This is a genomic window from Methylibium sp. T29-B (assembly GCF_000576225.1).
Taxonomy (GTDB): domain Bacteria; phylum Pseudomonadota; class Gammaproteobacteria; order Burkholderiales; family Burkholderiaceae_C; genus Methylibium; species Methylibium petroleiphilum.
The window spans coordinates 1-17,745 of the sequence record NZ_AZSN01000080.1 but is presented as its reverse complement, the minus strand read 5'-3'; the positions used below and the strand labels follow the sequence as shown (position 1 = coordinate 17,745).

The 17,745-nt window shown below is 70.4% G+C and carries 20 protein-coding genes and 2 pseudogenes; 8 read left to right on the top strand and 14 right to left on the bottom strand.

Features of this window, described 5'->3' with window-relative positions; all coding sequences use genetic code 11:
* Positions 1-392: triphosphoribosyl-dephospho-CoA synthase (locus tag Y694_RS13370; protein WP_036233237.1), on the top strand; the 392-nt coding region annotated here is incomplete at its 5' end.
* A gap of 25 nt (positions 393-417) precedes the next feature.
* Here the strand turns inward: Y694_RS13370 and Y694_RS13365 are convergent.
* Positions 418-1,398 carry a LysR substrate-binding domain-containing protein gene (locus Y694_RS13365; RefSeq protein ID WP_011830472.1) on the bottom strand — a complete coding sequence of 327 codons (981 nt, stop codon included), beginning with the start codon at positions 1,396-1,398 and terminating at the stop codon, positions 418-420.
* Positions 1,399-1,520: 122 nt separating this feature from the next.
* Here Y694_RS13365 and Y694_RS13360 point away from each other — a divergent pair, with 122 nt between their 5' ends.
* From Y694_RS13360 to Y694_RS13345, 5 genes are all read left to right on the top strand, one after another.
* A complete protein-coding gene (locus tag Y694_RS13360; protein WP_036233230.1) occupies positions 1,521-2,222 on the top strand; it encodes a pirin family protein in 702 nt (233 codons plus the stop codon).
* Between the two features lie 58 nt (positions 2,223-2,280).
* Entirely contained in the window at positions 2,281-2,835 is a 555-nt protein-coding gene (locus tag Y694_RS13355) for a flavodoxin family protein (protein ID WP_036233228.1), read from the top strand.
* Positions 2,836-2,845: 10 nt separating this feature from the next.
* Positions 2,846-3,280 (top strand): NADPH-dependent FMN reductase, encoded by a 435-nt coding sequence (locus tag Y694_RS13350; RefSeq protein ID WP_231497686.1) that lies wholly within the window; start codon positions 2,846-2,848, stop codon positions 3,278-3,280.
* On the top strand, positions 3,271-3,417 hold the full coding sequence (locus tag Y694_RS25890; protein ID WP_231497685.1) for a hypothetical protein: 147 nt from the start codon (positions 3,271-3,273) through the stop codon (positions 3,415-3,417). The genes Y694_RS13350 and Y694_RS25890 overlap by 10 nt, the downstream gene beginning before the upstream one ends.
* A 137-nt stretch (positions 3,418-3,554) precedes the next feature.
* Positions 3,555-4,460 carry an alpha/beta hydrolase gene (locus Y694_RS13345; RefSeq protein WP_036233225.1) on the top strand — a complete coding sequence of 302 codons (906 nt, stop codon included), beginning with the start codon at positions 3,555-3,557 and terminating at the stop codon, positions 4,458-4,460.
* Between the two features lie 27 nt (positions 4,461-4,487).
* Here the strand turns inward: Y694_RS13345 and Y694_RS13340 are convergent, their stop codons facing one another.
* Positions 4,488-5,957, bottom strand: coding sequence for an NAD(P)/FAD-dependent oxidoreductase (locus Y694_RS13340; RefSeq protein ID WP_036233222.1), 1,470 nt, complete (start codon positions 5,955-5,957; stop codon positions 4,488-4,490).
* A 95-nt stretch (positions 5,958-6,052) separates the two neighbouring features.
* Between Y694_RS13340 and Y694_RS13335 the strand changes: the two genes are divergently transcribed.
* Positions 6,053-6,790 (top strand): DUF599 domain-containing protein, encoded by a 738-nt coding sequence (locus Y694_RS13335; protein ID WP_051495772.1) that lies wholly within the window; start codon positions 6,053-6,055, stop codon positions 6,788-6,790.
* A gap of 13 nt (positions 6,791-6,803) precedes the next feature.
* Here Y694_RS13335 and Y694_RS13330 read toward each other — a convergent pair whose 3' ends face one another.
* The 7 genes from Y694_RS13330 to Y694_RS13300 form a co-directional block, all read right to left on the bottom strand.
* On the bottom strand, positions 6,804-7,577 hold the full coding sequence (locus tag Y694_RS13330; RefSeq protein WP_011830465.1) for an ABC transporter ATP-binding protein: 774 nt from the start codon (positions 7,575-7,577) through the stop codon (positions 6,804-6,806).
* Between the two features lie 3 nt (positions 7,578-7,580).
* Positions 7,581-8,696 carry a succinylglutamate desuccinylase/aspartoacylase family protein gene (locus Y694_RS13325; RefSeq protein WP_036233218.1) on the bottom strand — a complete coding sequence of 372 codons (1,116 nt, stop codon included), beginning with the start codon at positions 8,694-8,696 and terminating at the stop codon, positions 7,581-7,583.
* A gap of 120 nt (positions 8,697-8,816) precedes the next feature.
* Entirely contained in the window at positions 8,817-9,407 is a 591-nt protein-coding gene (locus tag Y694_RS13320; protein ID WP_310732245.1) for an ABC transporter permease, read from the bottom strand.
* Entirely contained in the window at positions 9,404-10,096 is a 693-nt protein-coding gene (locus Y694_RS13315; protein ID WP_275452071.1) for an ABC transporter permease, read from the bottom strand. Before Y694_RS13315 ends, Y694_RS13320 begins: the two co-directional genes overlap by 4 nt.
* A gap of 25 nt (positions 10,097-10,121) precedes the next feature.
* A complete protein-coding gene (locus Y694_RS13310) occupies positions 10,122-10,913 on the bottom strand; it encodes an ABC transporter substrate-binding protein (protein ID WP_036233214.1) in 792 nt (263 codons plus the stop codon).
* A 96-nt stretch (positions 10,914-11,009) separates the two neighbouring features.
* Positions 11,010-12,332 (bottom strand): cyanophycinase, encoded by a 1,323-nt coding sequence (locus Y694_RS13305; RefSeq protein ID WP_158304623.1) that lies wholly within the window; start codon positions 12,330-12,332, stop codon positions 11,010-11,012.
* 218 nt (positions 12,333-12,550) lie between these two features.
* Positions 12,551-13,294 carry a sulfurtransferase gene (locus Y694_RS13300; protein ID WP_036233211.1) on the bottom strand — a complete coding sequence of 248 codons (744 nt, stop codon included), beginning with the start codon at positions 13,292-13,294 and terminating at the stop codon, positions 12,551-12,553.
* A gap of 84 nt (positions 13,295-13,378) precedes the next feature.
* Here Y694_RS13300 and Y694_RS13295 point away from each other — a divergent pair, with 84 nt between their 5' ends.
* Positions 13,379-14,011, top strand: a complete 633-nt coding sequence (locus Y694_RS13295) for a hypothetical protein (protein WP_152543473.1) — start codon at positions 13,379-13,381, stop codon at positions 14,009-14,011.
* A gap of 19 nt (positions 14,012-14,030) precedes the next feature.
* Here the strand turns inward: Y694_RS13295 and Y694_RS13290 are convergent.
* From Y694_RS13290 to Y694_RS24875, 5 genes and pseudogenes are all read right to left on the bottom strand, one after another.
* Positions 14,031-14,665: pseudogene (locus Y694_RS13290) on the bottom strand (protein phosphatase CheZ).
* A 13-nt stretch (positions 14,666-14,678) separates the two neighbouring features.
* Positions 14,679-15,074: a chemotaxis response regulator CheY gene (cheY, locus tag Y694_RS13285; protein ID WP_036233207.1), complete on the bottom strand. Its 396-nt coding sequence runs from the start codon at positions 15,072-15,074 to the stop codon at positions 14,679-14,681.
* A gap of 67 nt (positions 15,075-15,141) precedes the next feature.
* Entirely contained in the window at positions 15,142-16,104 is a 963-nt protein-coding gene (motB, locus tag Y694_RS13280) for a flagellar motor protein MotB (RefSeq protein WP_036233205.1), read from the bottom strand.
* Positions 16,105-16,233: 129 nt separating this feature from the next.
* Positions 16,234-17,094 (bottom strand): flagellar motor stator protein MotA, encoded by an 861-nt coding sequence (motA, locus tag Y694_RS13275; RefSeq protein WP_011830455.1) that lies wholly within the window; start codon positions 17,092-17,094, stop codon positions 16,234-16,236.
* Between the two features lie 202 nt (positions 17,095-17,296).
* Positions 17,297-17,745, bottom strand: a pseudogene (locus tag Y694_RS24875) (class I SAM-dependent methyltransferase); the annotation flags it as partial.

Below are 17,745 nucleotides of genomic sequence, written 5' to 3'. Positions count from 1 at the left end.
CCGGCCAGCGCGTGACGCAGCAGCACGGCCTGCGCGGTGCCAGCGAGGAAGCCGCGCTGGGCCTGCCGGTGCTGTTCGAGGTGGCCGTGCCAGCGCTGCGCCGGGCGCTGGCGCACGGCCTCGCGGTGCGCGCCGCACGGCTCGAGGCGTTGTTCCACGTGATCGCCGTGCTGGACGACACCAACCTGGCCCACCGCGGCGGCCTGCCGGGACTGCGCTACGCGCAGGGTGCCGCGGCGAATTTCCTCGCGGCCGGCGGCGCCGCGCAGGGCGATGCGTCAGCGCAGGCCGAAGCCATCCACCGCGCGTTCGTGGCGCGGCGCCTGTCACCCGGCGGCGCGGCCGACGTGCTGGCCGCAGCCTGCTGGGTGCAGCGCGTCTGCACCGATTGAACGGGGCGCCGCCGGGTTCAGGTGCTCAGAGCACCAGCCCGGCGTGCTGCTCCAGCAGCGCCCGCTGCGTGGCCCCGCTGCGCAGCTGTGACAGCCACCATTGCAAGGCCAGGCCCGGCGCGCTGTTGCCCGGCGCATGCCAAGCGTAGTGCAGGCCGAGGTTGCGCGTCGGCAGCGTAGTCTGCTTGATCACCAGCCGACCGGCCTCGGCATGGCGGCGCAGCAGCGGCTCGGGCATCGAGCCGCAGCCCAGTCCGCGCAGCAGCGCCTCCAGCTTGGCGGCGAGGGAGGGTACGGTGAGCACATCCTGGCCAGGCTGCACGCCCAGCGTCATCGGCGCGAAACTGTGCGCACTGTCGGCGATGGCGACCACGCGGTGCGCGGCGATCGTCTCGGCCGACAGCGGCTCGGGCAGGGCCGCGAGCGCATGGTGGGGAGCCACCGCGAAGCGCATGTCCAGCGAGCCCAGCGGTTCGCAGCGGATGCCGCTGCTGCCCTGCGAGGGATCCCCGGCCAGGCCGATCGCCAGGTCGGCCCGGCCGGTGGCCAGCACCTCCCAGGTGCCCGACAGCACCTCGCTGCGCAGCCGCAGCCGCGTCGGCGGCGGGCTGTCTGGGGCATGGCGGGTCGCGACGCGCAGCGTGTAGAAGGCCTCGACCAGCTCGAACACCGCGGTGGGCGCCAGGATGTTGTCGACCGCGACGGTGAGCTGGGTCTCCCAGCCGGTGGCGACGCGCTTGACGCGGTTGGCCACCGCGTCGATCTCCAGCAGCAGCCGCCGGCCCTCGTGCAGCAGCTCCTCGCCGGCGGCGGTGAGCTTGGCCTGGCGCGAGCTGCGGTCGAACAGCAGCACGTCGAGCGCGTCCTCGAGCTGACGCACGCTGTAGGTCAGCGCCGACGGCACCTTGCCCAGCTCGCGCGCTGCCGCCGCGAAGCTGCCGGTGCGGGCGATCAGGTCGACCATGGTCAGCGCTTCGGGCGTCAGGACGTTGCGTCGGTCGCTCATCGGGCTTTCCAGCTTCAAGGACTTTGAATGATGCCATCAAGCCGCAGTGGGCGATCGCGACCCGAGCCCCTCCTACATTGGATTCATCGCGGTGACCTCCACCGCCCCACCAGGAGTCCTCGATGATCACCCTGCGCAAGTCTGCCGAACGGGGCTATGCCGACCACGGCTGGCTCAAGAGCCACCACAGCTTCTCGTTCGCCGAATACCACGACCCGGCCCACATGGGCTTCGGCAACCTGCGCGTCATCAACGAGGACCGCATCGCGCCCGGGACCGGCTTCGGCACGCACGGCCACCGCGACATGGAGATCATCAGCTACGTGCTCGACGGCGCACTGGGGCACAAGGACAGCATCGGCAACGGTGCGGCCATCCAGCCCGGCGACGTGCAGCGCATGAGCGCGGGTACCGGCATCCGCCACAGCGAGTTCAACCACGCGACGCAGCAGACCACGCATTTCCTGCAGATCTGGATCCTGCCGGAAGCGCAGGGCGTCGCGCCGGGCTACGAGCAGAAGCACTTCGCGGCCGACAGCAAGCGCGGCGTGCTCAAGCTCGTGGCTTCGCCCGACGGCCGCGACGGCGCGGTGACGCTGCATGCCGATGCCGCGATGTACGTCGGCCTGTTCGACGGCGCCGAAGCCGCCGCACTGGTGCTCGACCCGAAGCGGCTGGCCTATGTGCACGTGGCCCGCGGCAGCGTCAGCGTGAACGGCCGGGCGCTGCAGGCCGGCGACGCGGCCCAGCTCGACGGCGAGAGCCGGCTCGAGCTGAGCCACGGCGAGGGCGCCGAAGTGATCGTGTTCGACCTGGCGCGCTGAGGCGCGCCGGGCTTTGCATTCCCGTCCCCTGTCTCGACCTCCTCGAAAGGAATCCACCATGTCCAAGATCGTGATCGTGTTCCACAGCGGCTACGGCCACACCCGCCGCATGGCCGAATCGGTGGCCCAGGGCGCCGGCGGCGAACTGCTGGCCATCGACGCCGAGGGCAACCTGCCTGAGGGTGGCTGGGAGAAGCTGGCCGCGGCCGACGCCATCATCATGGGCTCGCCGACCTACATGGGCAGCGTGAGCTGGCAGTTCAAGAAGTTCGCCGACGCCTCCAGCAAGCCCTGGTTCGGCCAAGCCTGGAAGGACAAGCTGTTCGCCGGCTTCACCAACAGCGCCTCGATGAACGGCGACAAGCTGTCGACGCTGCACTACCTGTTCACGCTGGCGATGCAGCACAGCGGCGTGTGGGTCGGCACCGGCCTGATGCCAAGCAACAGCAAGGCTGCGGGGCGCAACGACATCAACTACGTGGCGTCGTTCTCGGGTGCCATGGCGCAGAGCCCGTCGGACGCCAGTGTCGACGAGATGCTGCCGGGCGATCTGGAGACCGCCCGCCTGTTCGGCGCGCGGGTCGCCACAATGGCCGCTCGTCTGAACAAGTAAGGAGTGAACGATGGCCGGTCTGCGCGTGTTGTTGATCCCGGGCAGTGCCCGCACGGGCTCGTGGAACCTCCAGCTCGCGCAGGCGGCCGCGGCCGTGCTCCGCGAGCTGGGTGCCGAGCCCAGCGTGGCCGACCTGCGCGCGCTGGCGCTGCCGGTCTACGACGCCGACCTCGAGGCGGCGCAGGGCGTGCCGGCCGGCGCCGGCACGCTGGCGCGGCAGATGGCAGGCCACGACGCCTTCGTGGTGGTCTCGCCGGAGTACAACGCCTTTCCCACGCCGCTGCTGATCAACACCATCGACTGGGTATCGCGACTGCCCGAGGGCATGAAGGCGATGAACGGCAAGCCGACCGCGCTGCTGAGCGCCTCGCCGGGCGCGCTGGGTGGACTGCGCAGCTGCTGGTGCTGCGCAACTTCCTGTCCATCAATCCGGCGATGCTGGTGATCCCGCCGCAGTTCGCGCTCGGCAATGCGGCCCAGGCCTTCACCGCCGAAGGCGCGCTGGCCGACGAGAAGCAGGCCCGGGCCCTGCACGGCGTGCTGGCCGCGCTGGTGAAGACGGCCACCGCGCTCAGCGCCTGAGTCGCGGTCCTGGCACGAAACGGAACAGTCGTGCCGGCCGGCGCCGTGTCTCGTTCCTGGGACGCCCACGCAGGGTAAACAACCGCTTGTCCGAGGGCCCGCTTCGGGCGACGCTGCGGGTCTCAGGAGACTGCACGATGAGACACGATATCGAATTCAAGACCGAAGACGGCACCACCCTGCGAGGCTGGCACTACGTGCCGGGCGGTGGCGGGCCGAAGTTCCCCACCGTGGTCATGTCGCACGGGTTCTCGGCCGTCAAGGAGATGTACCTCGACCACTACGCGGAGGCCCTGGCCGGCGTCGGCGTGGCCTCGGTGGTCTACGACAACCGCAACCTCGGCGCCAGCGACGGCCTGCCGCGCCAGGAGGTCGATCCGCTGCAGCAGATCCGCGACTACCGCGACGCGATCACCTACGCCGAGACGCTGCCGCAGACCGACGCCGAGCGCATCGGCGTGTTCGGCTCCAGCTACAGCGGCGGCCACGTGCTGGTCGTCGCGGCGCTCGACCGGCGCGTCAAGTGCGTGGCCTCGCAGGTGCCGCTGATCTCCGGCCACCGCAATGCGCGCCGGCTGGTGCGCGCCGACCAGTTCGCCGGACTGCGCGCGCTGTTCGACCAGGACCGCCGGGCCCGCCTGCGCGGCGAGCCGCCGATGACGATGCCGATCATCTCGGAAGACCCGGCCGGGCCGGCAGCGTTGCCGACCGCCGATTCGTGGTCGTTCATGAACGCGACCCACCTGCTGCGCGCACCGTCGTGGAAGAACGAGATCACGCTGCGCTCGGTGGAGATGTTCGGCGAGTACGAGCCGGGGGCGCACATCGCCTACATCAGCCCGACGCCGCTGCTGATGATCGTCGCGCTGCAGGACCACCTGACGGTCGCCGACGAGGCGCTGGCGGCCTATGAGCGTGCGCTAGAGCCGAAGAAGCTGGTGCTGCTGAAGGGCGGCCACTTCGATGCCTACGTGCAGGACTTCCACATCGCCGGCGCAGCCGTCACCGACTGGTTCCACCAGCACCTGGTGACGGCCGGCTGAGTCGCGGCAGCGAAACGCCGCGCCGCTTCAGGGCGCGGCGGGTTCGAACCGGTAGGCCCCCGCGTCAAAGCGGCGCGTGCGGCGCCGGAACTCGAAGGTGAAACCCGGCCAGATGACGGTGTTGCGGCCGTTGCGGTCGAGGTACCAGCTGCGGCAGCCGCTGGCCCAGGCGGTGCCGGCCAGGCGGCGCTGCAGCTCTGCGTTGTAGGCGTCCTGCGCCTCGCGCCGCACCTCCACGCTGCGCAGCCCGCGCTCGCGCAGCGTGCGCAGCGCGTCGCCGATGTAGGCCAGCTGTGCCTCGATCATCAGCAGCACCGAGGTGTGGCCGAGCCCGGTGTTCGGCCCGTTCAGCAGGAACAGGTTGGGAAAGCCGGCGACGGTGGTGCCGAGATAGGCCTCGCTGGCCTGCTCCCAGGCGTCGCGCAGGTCCAGCCCGTCGCGCCCGACCAGCGTGCCGGCCGGCAGGCGCCCTTGCACGCGAAAGCCGGTGCACCACACCAGCACGTCGGCCACGCGTTCGTGGCCGTCGGCCGTGACCACGCCGCGCGGCGTGATCTCGCGGATCGACTCGCTCACCAGTTCGACATCCGGCCGCGCCAGCGCCGGGTAGTAGTCGTTCGACAGCAGCACGCGCTTGCAGCCCAGCGTATCGTCGGGCGTGAGGCGGGCACGCAGAGCCGGGTCCGCGATCTGGCTGCGCAGGTGGCGGCGCGCCTCGGCCTCGCCCACGCGCAGCCATCGGGGCTGCTGCACCAGCGGGATCGCGCGTGCCTCGTGCAGCCAGTAGCTTGCCCCGCGGGCGATCCGCTGGGCGAACGGCCAGCGCGCGAACAGCCGGCGCTCCCAGTCGTGCAGCGCGCGGTCGGCCTTGGGCAGCACCCAGGCCGGCGTGCGCTGGTAGAGATCGACCTGCGCTGCCCGGCCGGCCAGCTGCGGCACGAGCTGGATCGCGCTGGCGCCGGTGCCGATCACCGCGACGCGGCGCCCGGTCAGGTCCAGCCCGTCGGGCCAGGCGGCGCTGTGGACGCTGAGGCCGGCGAAGCGCTCGATGCCCTCGATGCGTGGCAGCGCCGGGTTGCTGAGGCCACCGAGGCCTGCGATCAACACCGGCGCGCTGAACCGTCGACCGTCGGCGGTGAGCACCTGCCAGCGACCGGTCGTGGCGTCCCAGCGGGCCTCGCGCAGCGCCGCACCGAAGCGCAGGTGCGGGCCGAGTCGGTACTTGCGCACGCAGTGCTCGAGGTAGTCGCGGATCTCGTGCCAGGGCGCGTAGGCACGGGTCCAGCGCGGGTTGGGCTCGAACGAATAGGAGTACAGGTGCGAGGGTACGTCGCAGGCGCAACCGGGGTAGCGGTTGTCCCGCCAGGTGCCGCCCACCGCGTCGGCGCGTTCGAGGATCGCGAAGTCGTCGATGCCGTCGCGACGCAGCCGGATGGCCATGCCCAGGCCGGCGAAGCCGGCGCCGACGATCAGGACCGCGTGTTCTTGGACACTCATGCACTGGGGAGGAAGGACCGAGGCGCGACTTTAAGGGAAGGCGCCGTGCGCACCGGCGTGGCGCGACGGGACGGCAGTGGACTAGCATCGTGTCCATGTCGCCGTTCTCCACGATGTCGTTCACGACCCTGCTGTCGCTGCTGCCCTGGGCCGACTGGGCCGCGGTCGGCTGGTTCTTCGCCGCGTGGTCAGGCTATGCGACCTTCGCCAGCCGCCGCGCGGCCACGCATGCGTCCATTCTTGGCGCCACCAACCGCATCCGACGCCAGTGGATGCTGCAGACCACGCACCGCGAGGTGCGGGTGGTCGATGGCGTGGTGGTGCAGAACCTGTCGACCAGCCCGAGCTTCTTCGCGTCGACCACGATCCTGATCATCGGCGGCCTGCTGGCCTTGCTGGGCACCTCGGACCGCGCGACCGAGTTGGTGCAGGAGCTGCCGTTCGCCACGCGCACCACCGCGCTGGTGTTCGACCTGAAGCTGCTGCTGCTGACGGCGGTGTTCGTCTATGCCTTCTTCCGCTTCACCTGGAGCCTGCGGCAGTACACCTTCGGTGCACTGCTGGTCGCGTCGGCCCCCGAGGCCAAGGCCTACGACGCGCTCGGCGAGGTGGGGCAGGCGCAGCGCGAGGCCTTCGCCGACCGCGCCGGGCGGGTGGTCGGCATGGCCGCCGAGACCTTCAACGACGGCCTGCGGGCCTACTACTTCGCGTTCGCGGCGATCGCCTGGTTCTTCTCGCCGCTGGCGTTTGCACTGGCGACCGCGGGCGTGGTCTACATCCTCTACCAGCGCGAGTTCCGCTCCGAGGTGCTGGCGGTGCTGCGCGGCGACTGAGGGTCCTGCCGGCCTATTTCAGCCCGCCCGAGAGGAAGGCCCGCAGCCGTTCGCTGCGCGGCTGCGCCAGCACCTCGCGCGGCGGGCCCTGTTCCTCGATCAGGCCCTGGTGCAGGAACAGCGTGTGGTTCGACACCTCGCGCGCAAAGCCCATCTCGTGCGTGACGACGATCATCGTGCGGCCCTCGGCCGCCAGATCGCGCATCACCTTCAGCACCTCACCCACCAGCTCGGGGTCGAGCGCCGAGGTCGGCTCGTCGAACAGCATCACCTCGGGCTCCATCGCCAGCGCACGCGCGATCGCGACGCGTTGCTGCTCGCCGCCCGACAGGTGGGCCGGGAAGGTGCTGGCGCGGTGCGCCACGCCCACGCGCGCCAGCAGCGCCTGCGCGCGCTCGGTGGCCTCGGCCTTGCCCAGGCCCAGCACCTGCATCGGTGCCTCGATCACGTTCTGCAGTGCGGTCAGGTGCTGCCACAGGTTGAAGGACTGGAACACCATCGCCAGCCGTGCGCGCCAGCGCTGCAGCTGCTTCGCGTCGCGGGCGCGCAGGCTGCCGTCGCGGTCGGGCACCAGCGCCAGTTCCTCGCTGCCGAGCAGCAGGCGGCCCTGGCTCGGCTGCTCGAGCAGGTTCAGGCAGCGCAGCAGCGTGCTCTTGCCCGAGCCGCTGGAGCCGACGACCGTGATCACGTCGCCGGCACGCGCCGTGAGCGACACGCCCTTCAGCACCTCGTGAGCGCCGTAGCGCTTGTACAGGCCCAGGGCCTGGAGCTTGGGATCGCCGCTCATGCCTCAGGCACCCAGCAGCTTGCCGGTCCGCCGGGCCTCCTGGCCGGCCACCTTGGCCAGCCGGGTGCCGGCCGTCACGAAGCGCAGGTTCTCGCGGGCGTAGAGCAGGCCGTCGGTCGCGCTCGCCAGCGCCGTCATCTGGCCGCTGATCGGGTCGATCACGTCGACGATCAGCTCGCCTTCGCGCACCCAGTCGCCGGGCCCGCGGTGCCAGGCCAGGACGCCGCTGACCGGCGCGGTGACCGGCATCGAACCGGCCAGCGGCGTGGCGGGGTAGGGCAGCGGCGGCAGCGGCGGGGCCTCGCCGGCGACCAGGCCGCGATGGGTCAGGAAGTCGACCAGCGCCTGCGCATCCTGGCGCGCCTGCGCGTGGCCCACGTCGGCCATGCCGCGCAGCTCGACCGTCACCGACAGACAGCCCAGCGGGATCGGCCGCGCGAGGCCGGCCTTCTCGGCCAGCTCCCACCAGATCTGCGAGCAGGCCTCGTCAAAGGGCTGGTCGCCCGACTCGGTGGCCAGCAAGGTTGCCTGGGCGCCGAGGTAGCGTGCCAGCGGTTCGGTCTGCGGCCACAGCGGCGTGCCGGCGTAGAGGTGCAGCACGGCCTCGGCATCGCAGTGCAGGTCCAGCACCACCTCGGCGTCGCAGGCCAGCGCCAGCAGCGTGCGGCGCTGCGCCTCCAGCTCGGACTCCACGGTGAGCAGCGCCACCGATTCGCGCAGCGCCGCCCGCACCAGCGCGGCGTTGGCCTGCGCGTCCGGCCCCAGCGACGGCTCGATGCGCGCCCACACCGCGTCGCGCAGCGCCGGGTAGTGGCGGTTGAAGTTCTCGCCGCTGGCGAGTTCGAAGCGGCCGATCGGGCTGCGCAGCAGCCACTGCGACAGGCCGATGGGGTTGGCCACTGGCACCACGACCACCTCGCCGCGCAGCGCGTCCCGGGCCTCCAGCTCGGCCAGCCGCTCGCGCAGGTGGTGCGCGACCAGCATGCCGGGCAACTCATCGGCGTGCAGCGAAGCCTGCACGTAGACCTTCGGGCCGCCGGGCGGGCCATAGTGGAAGCTGGTGAGCGTGCGCAGCGTGCCGAGACTGCGGCTGGGCAAGGGGTGGTCGCGGCGGTGCATGGTGGTGGAGGTCTCCGGAGGCTCAGGCGCGCGGGCGCAGGTGGGAGAGCCAGCGGCGCTCGGCCGCGTGCAGCGCACCCACCAGCGCCAGCGTCAGGCCCAAGTAGACCGCAGCGGCCGTCAGGAAGGCTTCGAAGGCAGGTAGAAGCGCGAGTTGACCTCGCGCGCGGCGCCGGTGAGGTCGAGCAGCGTGACCACGCTGGCCAGCGAGGTGCCGTGCAGCATCAGCACCGCCTCGTTGCCGTAGGCCGGCAGCGCGCGCCGCAGCGCCGAGGGCAGCAGGATGCGGCGCCAGACCTGGGCACGCGACAGGCCCAGTGCGCGTGCCGCCTCGACCTCGCCATGCGGCGTGGCCTTCAGGCTGCCCGCGATGATCTCGGTGGTGTAGGCGCAGGTGTTGACGGCGAACGCCAGGCAGGCGCAGAACCAGGCCGACTGCAGCCAGGGCCAGGCGATGCTGGCGCGGACCCACTCGAACTGCGCCAGACCGTAGTAGACGAGGAACAGCTGCACCAGCAGTGGCGTGCCACGGATCACGTAGGTGAAGCACCACACCGGGCCGTGCAGCCACCGCGAGGCCGACACCCGCAGCACCGCGAGCGGGAGTGCCGCCACCAGCCCGATCGCCAGCGAGATCAGCAGCAGCTGCAGCGTGGTGGCGAGGCCGCTCGCGTAGAGCGGCAGGCTCTCGGCGATGGCCTCGAAGTTCACAGTGCGCCCGTCCTCACGCCGACCGCGAGACGGCGGGCCAGCGCCTTGAAGCCCAGCTCGCTGACGCTGGTGATGGCGAGGTAGATGAGTGCCGCGCTGGCGTAGAAGACGAAGGGCTCGCGCGTCGCGCCGGCCGCCTGGGTGGCGCGCAGCATCATGTCGTTCAGGCCGATCACCGAGACGATGGCGGTGCTCTTGACCAGCACCAGCCAGTTGTTCGACAGGCCGGGCAGGGCGTAGCGCAGCATCTGCGGCAGCAACAGACGGCGCAGCACCTGCCAGCGGCTCATGCCGCAGGCCAGGCCGGCCTCGCGCTGGCCGGGCGCCAGTGCAAGGAAGGCGCCGCGGAAGGTCTCGCCGAGGTAGGCGCCGAACACGAAGCCGATCGTCAGCACGCCGGCCACGAAGGGGTCGACATCGATGTAGTCCGCGAAGCCCAGTTGCTGGGCCAGCGCATTGACCGCAAGCTGGCCGCCGAAGAACACCAGCAGCATCAGCACCAGGTCCGGCACGCCGCGGATCAGCGTGGTGTAGGCCAGCGCGCCGCCCTGCAGCCAGCGCGAGCGCGACAGCCGGGCGCTCGCGGCGGCCAGGCCCAGCACCGCGGCAATGGCCAGCGACAGCAGCGCCAGCGCCAGGGTCAGCAGCGTGCCGTTCAGCAGCGAGGGGGCATAGCCGTGCAGCATCAGCGGGGCGGTGCGAGCGCGGCGGGCCTCACTTCTTCGGCGCTTCGCCGTAGACGTCGAAGTCGAAGTACTTGTCCTGGATCTTCTTGTAGGTGCCGTCGGCGCGGATCCCCTTGATCGCCGCGTTGAGCTTCGACTGCAGCTCGGTGTCACCCTTGCGCAGCGCGATGCCGGCGCCGACGCCGAAGAACTTCTCGTCGTCGTAGAACGGGCCGATGTAGCCGTAGCCCTTGCCCTGCGGTGTCTTGAGGAAGCCGACGTCGGCGGCCACCGAGTCCTGCAGCGTCGCGTCGATGCGTCCGGCGGCGAGATCGAGGAAGACCTCGTCCTGCTTGGTATAGCGCACGATCTCGGCGCCCTTGAAGGTGGCGGTGGCGAAGCGGTCGTGGATGGTCGAGCGCTGCACGCCGATCTTCCTGCCCTTCAGGCCCTCGGGCGTGAGCTCCAGCTTGCTCCCGTTCTTGGCGACCAGCCGCGCCGGGGTCTGGTAGTAGCGCTCGGTGAAGGCCACGACCTTCTGCCGCTCCGGCGTGATGGACATCGACGCCACGATGGCGTCGAACTTGCGCGCCTGCAGCGCCGGGATCATGCCGTCGAAGTCCTGCTGCACCAGCGTGCATTCGGTCTTCATCTGGGCGCACAGCGCGTTCGCGATGTCGATGTCGAAGCCCTTCAACTGCCCGGAGGGTGTGACCTCGCTGAACGGCGGGTAGGCGCCCTCGACGGCGATGCGCAGCTTCTTCCCGTCGGCAGCCAGCCCGGGCTCGGCCGCGAAGAGCAGGACGGCGGCCAGGGCCAGGAAGGAGGCGAAACGGGTCATGCGGTCCTCATGCGGTCGTTGGAAGGGCGGGGGTGGCGCGCGAGCGCAGCGCACGGGCCGTCGCCGGACGCCATGCTAGCCGCTGCGGGCGACAGCTCAGGGAAGGGTCGGCGCCAGCGGCTCGTAGCGTGGCACCACGGCATCGGTCGCGGAGGCGGTCGCCGGACCGTAGAGCGGACGGGCGATGGTGATCGGCGTGACGTCGAGGTAGAGGTTGAGCACCGTGTAGTCGTCGCCGCCGAAGGCGCCGGTGTACCAGCCGTGGCTGTCGGGGCCGCGCCGCAGCCGGAACTCGAAACCCAGGTCGGGCTGCGGATCGCTGGCGCGTGGCGTGCCGCTGAAGGCCAGCCCGGTGGCCTCGGTGTCGCGGTTGTCGAGCAGCGAGCCCATCGCGTCGACGATGGTCGAGGGGCCGAGCATGTCGTTCTGGAACGGCGCGCTCTCGAAGCTCGGCGCGAAGTCCGGCGAGCCCGGGTCGATCAGTTGCCCCTGGAGCTTCTGCAGCGAGGGCGTGGTGACGCCGCTGTGCAGGTCGTGGCGGTCACCGCGGTCCAGGTAGGTGAGCTTGGCATTGCGCAGGTTGAAGGCGTCGAGCCGGCCGTCCTGCGAGGCCGCGCCGAGGTCGACCAGCAGCACGCCCTTGCCGCCGACCACCTCGACCTTGCCGTCGTGCAGGATCGCGGCGGTGTTCTCCTCCACACCGAGGCCGAGGCGGTAGCCCTTCTGCACCATCAGCGGGAGCAGGCGGCCGATGCGGCCGCGCTTGAGGAAGTGCTGGTCGATCAGCAGTTCGGGTCCGACGAAGCCCAGGCCGCGGCCGATCTCCTGCCCTTCGTCGAGACGGCCGCGCTTGAGCACACGCAGCACGTCGTAGGCGTCTCGGAACATGGTCTCGCTCATCACCGCGGCGCCGGCACTGGTGCCGGCCACCACGCCGCCGGCGCGGTACACGCTCCAGATCGCCTGCAGCAGCGGCGTCGGCAGGCCGTCGGGTTGCAGCGAGTCGGTGATGCGCGATTGCGCCCCCCCGGCGAAGTAGATGCCGGTGGCCGCCAGCACCTGTTCGATCAGTACCGGGTCGTGCACCGCCTCGGCCACTTCGTAGCCCTGCCATTCCGGCGCGACCGGCAGGGTCACGGCCTGGGCGCCGTGGCGCTGCAGGGCATCGACGACCATCTCGCCGGTCTTCTCGGGGGCAGACGACGCCGCCGGGATCACCACCCAGCGCGAGCCCGGTCCGCCCGACAGTTGCACCAGTCGCGACCAGACCGCGGTGTTGTCGTACCTCAGTTCGCCACCGATCGGCACGGCATAACCGGTGGGGGCCGTGCCGGCGGCGGACGCCGCCGCCAGTGCCGTCGTCGTGACTGCCCAGGCGAGCAGCATGACGATCCAGCGTCCCGTCGTCCGGGAGAACACGGGACCCTTCCGGTGCGAGGGGCCGGATGCAGCAGCGAGCAGTGGGGCCGGCATGGTGATGAAGCCTCCGGTGATGGCGCGTTGCAGAGATTCGATCTTGGCATCGATGTGGCGATCCGCCGAGTCGGGCAAGCACGAACTGCGGCAGGCATCACGCTTGAGCAAGTCTCGCGCCTGCCGGCGGCGGCAGCGGGCGCCCCGACCCGCGGCGAGGGCGCTCACGCCGGGGCCGGCTGCATGTCGGCGTCGAGCGTGCCGCGCTCGTCGAACACGAAGCAGCCGCCTTCGTAGTGGCGTGCGCCGACGGTCTGGAAGTACTGCAGGATGCCGCCGTCGAGCTGCAGCACGTGCTCGACGCCTTGCTCGCGCATCAGCAACGCGGCCTTCTCGCAGCGGATGCCGCCGGTGCAGTAGCTCACCACGGTCTTGCCGGCGAGTTCGGCGCGATGGGCGGCGAGCGCAGCCGGGAATTCGCCGAAGCGCTCCAGGCGCCAGTCGATCGCGCCGGCGAAGCGACCGGCGTCGACCTCGAAGCCGTTGCGGGTGTCAAGCATCAGCAAGGGCCGGCCGGCGTCGCACCGACCGGCATCGAGCCAGCGCGCCAGCGTGGCGGCATCCACCGCGGGTGCGCGGGCGTCGACCGGACGGACGGTCGGATGGTCCATGCGGATGATCTCGCGCTTGAGCTTGACGCGCAGCCGCTGGAACGGCGGGCGCTCGCTCCAGCTCTCCTTGGCCTGCAGGTCGGCGAACCGCGCGTCGCCGCGCAGCCACGACAGGAAACCGCGGGCGTCGGCCTCCGCACCGGCCAGGAACAGGTTGATGCCTTCCTCGGCCAGCAGGACGCTGCCCTTGAGGGCCAGCGCCTGGGCCTGTGACAGCAGCCGCTCGCGCAAGGCCTCCAGATCGTCGAGCGCGACGAAGCGGTAGGCGGCGAGGTTCAGGACGGCGGGGCTGGGCATCGGGTGATTGTAGAAATCACCGGCGCGGACGGCGGTGCAGCGCACCTTTAGCGTGCGTCAGTGAGGGCGGGCTTTCCTCCGGACGTGATCGAGTGCCGCACCAGCTTGTGGCGCGCCCTGCAATCGCGGGGTGTTGCCGCGACCGGGATTCGCTACCTTATCGGTTACGGCAAGGAAGCGCCGGCAAGGATGACGATCATGGACAGCACAGTGGACAAACCGGGCCCCGTCGCCTTGGCGGTCTGGGCCACCGCCCAGCGCCTGGTGGGCAAGGTGCAAGGCGCTTCGCGCGCCGCACGGCGGCAGATCAGCGCCTGCTTCACCCGCACGGCCGGCGCTCTCTGTTTCGACCTGGCCGTGTTCATGGCGCTGGCGTTGATGGCCGCCACGCTGCTGACTCCGCTCGACCAGCCGCTCGGCGACGGGGCCGGATGGATGCTGAGTTGCCTGGGCGTCTTCGCCGCGTTCTGGTGCTCGATCGCGGCGGCGGATCTGGAGCGGCTTCGCAAGCTGCGCCGTCGCTTCCTGGCGCGTGCACCCCAGGCACCGCGCGCCGCACCGAGGGTCCAGGCGCTGCCGCCAGACGCGGTGCTCATGCCGACGACCATGGCTACGATGCTGCCACCGCTGCGAGTGCGCTCGGCCTACCGCCCGAGCCGGGTGATCCGGCCGCTGCCCTCGCGTTCGCTGCTCCGCACGGCCAGCCGCAGTCACTGAGGCGCCGGCCCTCGCCGGATCAGAATCCCAGGCTGGCCAGCAGGTCGTCGACCTCGCCCTGGTTCTGCACCACGTCGGTCCGCCCCTCGGGGTTGACCACCGGGCCGTTGAGGATGGTGTTCTCGACCACCTTCTGCGCCTGTTCGGGCGGTGCCGCCTGCACCAGCAGCTTCACCAGGCTGTCTTCCAGATCGCTCGCCAGCGACACCACCTTGGCCACCACCTGCCGGTGAGGTCGTGGAAGTCCTGCGCCATCATGATGTCGGTCAGATCGGCATCGATGCGTGCGGTGGCGGCTTCGACATCGCTGACGAAGTTCATCACCGAGCCCGAGGCCACGGCCTTCACCGGATCGGCGACGATGGCGGCGGCGATGCGGCGCGTCTCGGCGGCGATGCGGGTGTGTTCCATCTTGGCCTGATCGACCGAGTTCAGCACCTTGTTCGCCGCTGCCGCCGTCTTCTCGGCGATGTAGTTGAGGCGGCTGCGCGCGTCGGGCAGGCCTTCGGCCGCCTGCTGCAGTTTGGGCGTGACGCCGAGCTGCGCGAGGGTGTCGTGCAACTGGCGCGTGATCGCGCCGAGCTGCTGGAACACCTCGGGCGAGGTACTGGGCGTCGGCGGATGGGCCAGCAAGGCCGTGTCGTCCATCTTCATGGGCTGTTGTCCTTCAGGCCGTGGCCGCCAGTTTCTGCATGATCTTCTGGACCTTCTCCTCCAGCGTCGCCTTCGTGAAGGGCTTGACGATGTAGCCGGCCGCTCCCGTCTGTGCGGCCAGCACGATGTCTTCCTTGCGCGCCTCGGCCGTCACCATCAGCACGGGGATGTGCTTGAGGCTGTCGTCGGCCTTGACGGCCTTGAGCAGGTCGAAGCCGTTCATGTTGGGCATGTTGATGTCGCTGACCACGAAGTCGTACTTCGAGGTCTTCATCATCTGCAGCGCCACGGCGCCGTCCTCGGCCTCATCGGCGTTGACGTAGCCGATCTCCTTGAGCAGGCCGCGCACGATGCGGCGCATGGTCGAGAAGTCGTCGACGATCAGGAATTTGAGGTCGGGGGTGCTCATGGTCAAGGTCCTCGCGCGCTATCGGTTCATGCTGCCCTGGGGCGGGCCATGCGGTGTTCTGTACGGGTTATCGGGTGTCGGCCCGCGGACTTGAGGCCGATTCGGCCAGTGCCGTCGCAACTTCCAGGGCCGGCGGCTGCACCTCGGTGTCCGCACTGCCGTGGAAGCGGTCCTCGGCCTCCCGGTTCATCACGATGATGCTGATGCGCCGGTTCACCGGATTCAGCGGCTGCTCGCGGTCGAACAGGCTGCTGGCAGCCAGGCCTTGCACGCGCAGCACCTTCTCGTCGGCCAACCCGCCGGCGATGAGCTCGCGGCGCGATGCGTTGGCGCGGTCGGCCGACAGCTCCCAGTTGCTGTAGCCGCCGGCGCCGGCGCTGAAGGCCGCCGTGTCGGTGTGGCCTTCCAGCGTCAGCTTGTTGGGCACTTCGGCCAGCACGCCGCCGATGGTGCGAAGCAACTCGCGCATGTAGGGTTGCACGACGGCGGAGCCGGTCGCGAACATCGGTCGGTTCTGCTCGTCGACGATCTGGATGCGCAGGCCGTCGGTCGTCATGTCGAAGCGGATCTGGGCCTTCAGCTCGTTGAAGCGCGGATCGTTGGCGAGTTTGGACTCGACGCGACCCTTCAGCATCTTCAGGCTCTCCGCCTCGGCGGAGGCCTGCTGCGCGCGCGTGGCTTTCAGCGCCTGCAGCGTGTAGCTCTTGCGTTCGGCCTCGACGTCGCCGCGCTTCACCTGGCCGGTGCTGCGCGTGAGGTCCTGCCCACCGCCCTTGACGACGCTCGACGAGTCTCCGGACCCCGAGCCGCCCATCATCGAGACCTTGATCGGGTTGTTGAAGTAGTCCTGGATGCCCTTGCGGTCGCCCTCGGTGGTCGAACCGAGCAGCCACATCAGCAGGAAGAAGGCCATCATCGCCGTCACGAAGTCGGCGTAGGCGATCTTCCACGCGCCACCGTGCGCAGCGTGGCCGCCCTTCTTGATCTTCTTGACGATGATCGGCTGCAGTTTCTTCGCGTCGCCGGCCATCACATGCCTCCACGTCGCCGAGTACGGCGCCTGCCCGCATGGGCCACGAAGGGGCCTGGGTGGCCCCTGGGGCGCGGTCCGCCTTGGGAGCGGCCCGGCGGCGGCCCGGCGGCGCTTCGGTCAGGTTGCTCACTTCTTGCCCTTCACATGGCCTTCGAGCTCGCTGAACGACGGGCGCTCGGTCGAGTACAGCGTCTTGCGACCGAACTCCACCGCGATCGCCGGGGCATAGCCCTGCATGCTCGCGAGCAGCGTGGTCTTGATGCACTGCAGCTCCTTGGAGCCCTCATCGTTCTTCTGCTCGAGCAGGCCGCCGAGCGGTTCGACCACCGCATACGCCAGCAGGATGCCCAGGAAGGTGCCGACCAGCGCCGAGCCGATCATGCCGCCCAGCACCGCCGGCGGCTGGCCGACCGAGCCCATGGTGTTCACGACGCCCAGCACCGCTGCGACGATGCCGAAGGCGGGCAGCGCGCCGGCCAGGCGGCCGATCGCGGCGGCCGGGGCGTGCGCCTCGTGGTGATGGGTCTCGATCTCGCTGTCCATCAGCGACTCGATCTCGTGCGGATTGAGATTGCCCGACACCATCATGCGCAGGTAGTCGGTGACGAATTCCACCACGTGGTGGTCGGAGCCGACCGTCGCGTACTTCTTGAACAGCGGTGAGTTGTGCGGGTCCTCGACGTCCTTCTCGATCGCCATCAGGCCTTCCTTGCGGGCCTTCTGCAGGATGTCGTAGAGCAGCGCCATCAACTCCATGTAGCGCGCCTTGGTGTACTTGGAGCCCTTCAGCAGCGTCGGGATCGCCTTCAGCACCGCCTTCAGCGTCTTGGGCTGGTTGGCGACCACGAAGGCGCCGGCCGCGCCGCCGCCGATGGCCATCATCTCGGTCGGGATCGCATGCAGGATGACCTGCATGTTCCCGCCGTGAATGGCGTAGGCACCGAAGATGCAGCCCAGCGCGACGACGTAGCCGATGATGACGAACATGGTGAGCGGTCCGGTTGAGATGCCGCGAGCCCGAGGCCCTGCGGAGGGTTCTGTCCTTGCTTATCGGCCCGGTGTCACCGGACTTGAGGCGTGCAGTCGGTGACAGAACGTGACGGACCGCCCGACGCGCGGCCGGCCGGCCGAACGGCAGGCCAGCCGGAGGCAAGGCGGAGCGGGGCGCGAAACGCGCCAGCTCCGGCCCTTATCGGCGCCTGGAGCGGGAACTTGGGCGCCGTGCGGGCGCAGCGTCGGGGGCCGTTGCTCCGGCCGCGGCGGTGAAGGGCGCGCGGTAGAGCCAGAGCGGCCGGCCGTCGGGGCACTGCAGCCGGGCCTGCGGTTCCAGCGCCAGTGCCGGGAACTCCAGGCTGGCGAGCCAGGCGCCGTCGGCCAGTTCCGCGCTCGCCTTGGCCACCGCGCGCGGCAGGCTTTCCGGGCGCTGGAACAGATAGACCATGGCGCAGGGGCGCCAGTCCTCGGCCCACATGTCGCCGCGGCGGACTGCGGCGCCGACCGGCGCTCTGCCGTGCCGCAACCGGGCCGCCAGCGCCAGCGGCCAGCTCCATTCGACGCCTTCCAGCCGGGCCTGCGGGTAGGCGCGGCGCAGCGCCGCGAGTCCGGCACCGAGTCCGCAGCCGGCGTCGAGCACGGTCG

Coding starts and splice junctions, on each gene's coding strand:
- Y694_RS13365 (WP_011830472.1), bottom strand. CDS start 1,398: ATGAGCGACCGACGCAACGTCCTGACGCCCGAAGCGCTGACCATGGTC.
- Y694_RS13360 (WP_036233230.1), top strand. CDS start 1,521: ATGATCACCCTGCGCAAGTCTGCCGAACGGGGCTATGCCGACCACGGC.
- Y694_RS13355 (WP_036233228.1), top strand. CDS start 2,281: ATGTCCAAGATCGTGATCGTGTTCCACAGCGGCTACGGCCACACCCGC.
- Y694_RS13350 (WP_231497686.1), top strand. CDS start 2,846: ATGGCCGGTCTGCGCGTGTTGTTGATCCCGGGCAGTGCCCGCACGGGC.
- Y694_RS25890 (WP_231497685.1), top strand. CDS start 3,271: ATGCTGGTGATCCCGCCGCAGTTCGCGCTCGGCAATGCGGCCCAGGCC.
- Y694_RS13345 (WP_036233225.1), top strand. CDS start 3,555: ATGAGACACGATATCGAATTCAAGACCGAAGACGGCACCACCCTGCGA.
- Y694_RS13340 (WP_036233222.1), bottom strand. CDS start 5,957: ATGAGTGTCCAAGAACACGCGGTCCTGATCGTCGGCGCCGGCTTCGCC.
- Y694_RS13335 (WP_051495772.1), top strand. CDS start 6,053: ATGTCGCCGTTCTCCACGATGTCGTTCACGACCCTGCTGTCGCTGCTG.
- Y694_RS13330 (WP_011830465.1), bottom strand. CDS start 7,577: ATGAGCGGCGATCCCAAGCTCCAGGCCCTGGGCCTGTACAAGCGCTAC.
- Y694_RS13325 (WP_036233218.1), bottom strand. CDS start 8,696: ATGCACCGCCGCGACCACCCCTTGCCCAGCCGCAGTCTCGGCACGCTG.
- Y694_RS13310 (WP_036233214.1), bottom strand. CDS start 10,913: ATGACCCGTTTCGCCTCCTTCCTGGCCCTGGCCGCCGTCCTGCTCTTC.
- Y694_RS13300 (WP_036233211.1), bottom strand. CDS start 13,294: ATGCCCAGCCCCGCCGTCCTGAACCTCGCCGCCTACCGCTTCGTCGCG.
- cheY (WP_036233207.1), bottom strand. CDS start 15,074: ATGAGCACCCCCGACCTCAAATTCCTGATCGTCGACGACTTCTCGACC.
- motB (WP_036233205.1), bottom strand. CDS start 16,104: ATGGCCGGCGACGCGAAGAAACTGCAGCCGATCATCGTCAAGAAGATC.
- motA (WP_011830455.1), bottom strand. CDS start 17,094: ATGTTCGTCATCATCGGCTACGTCGTCGCGCTGGGCTGCATCTTCGGT.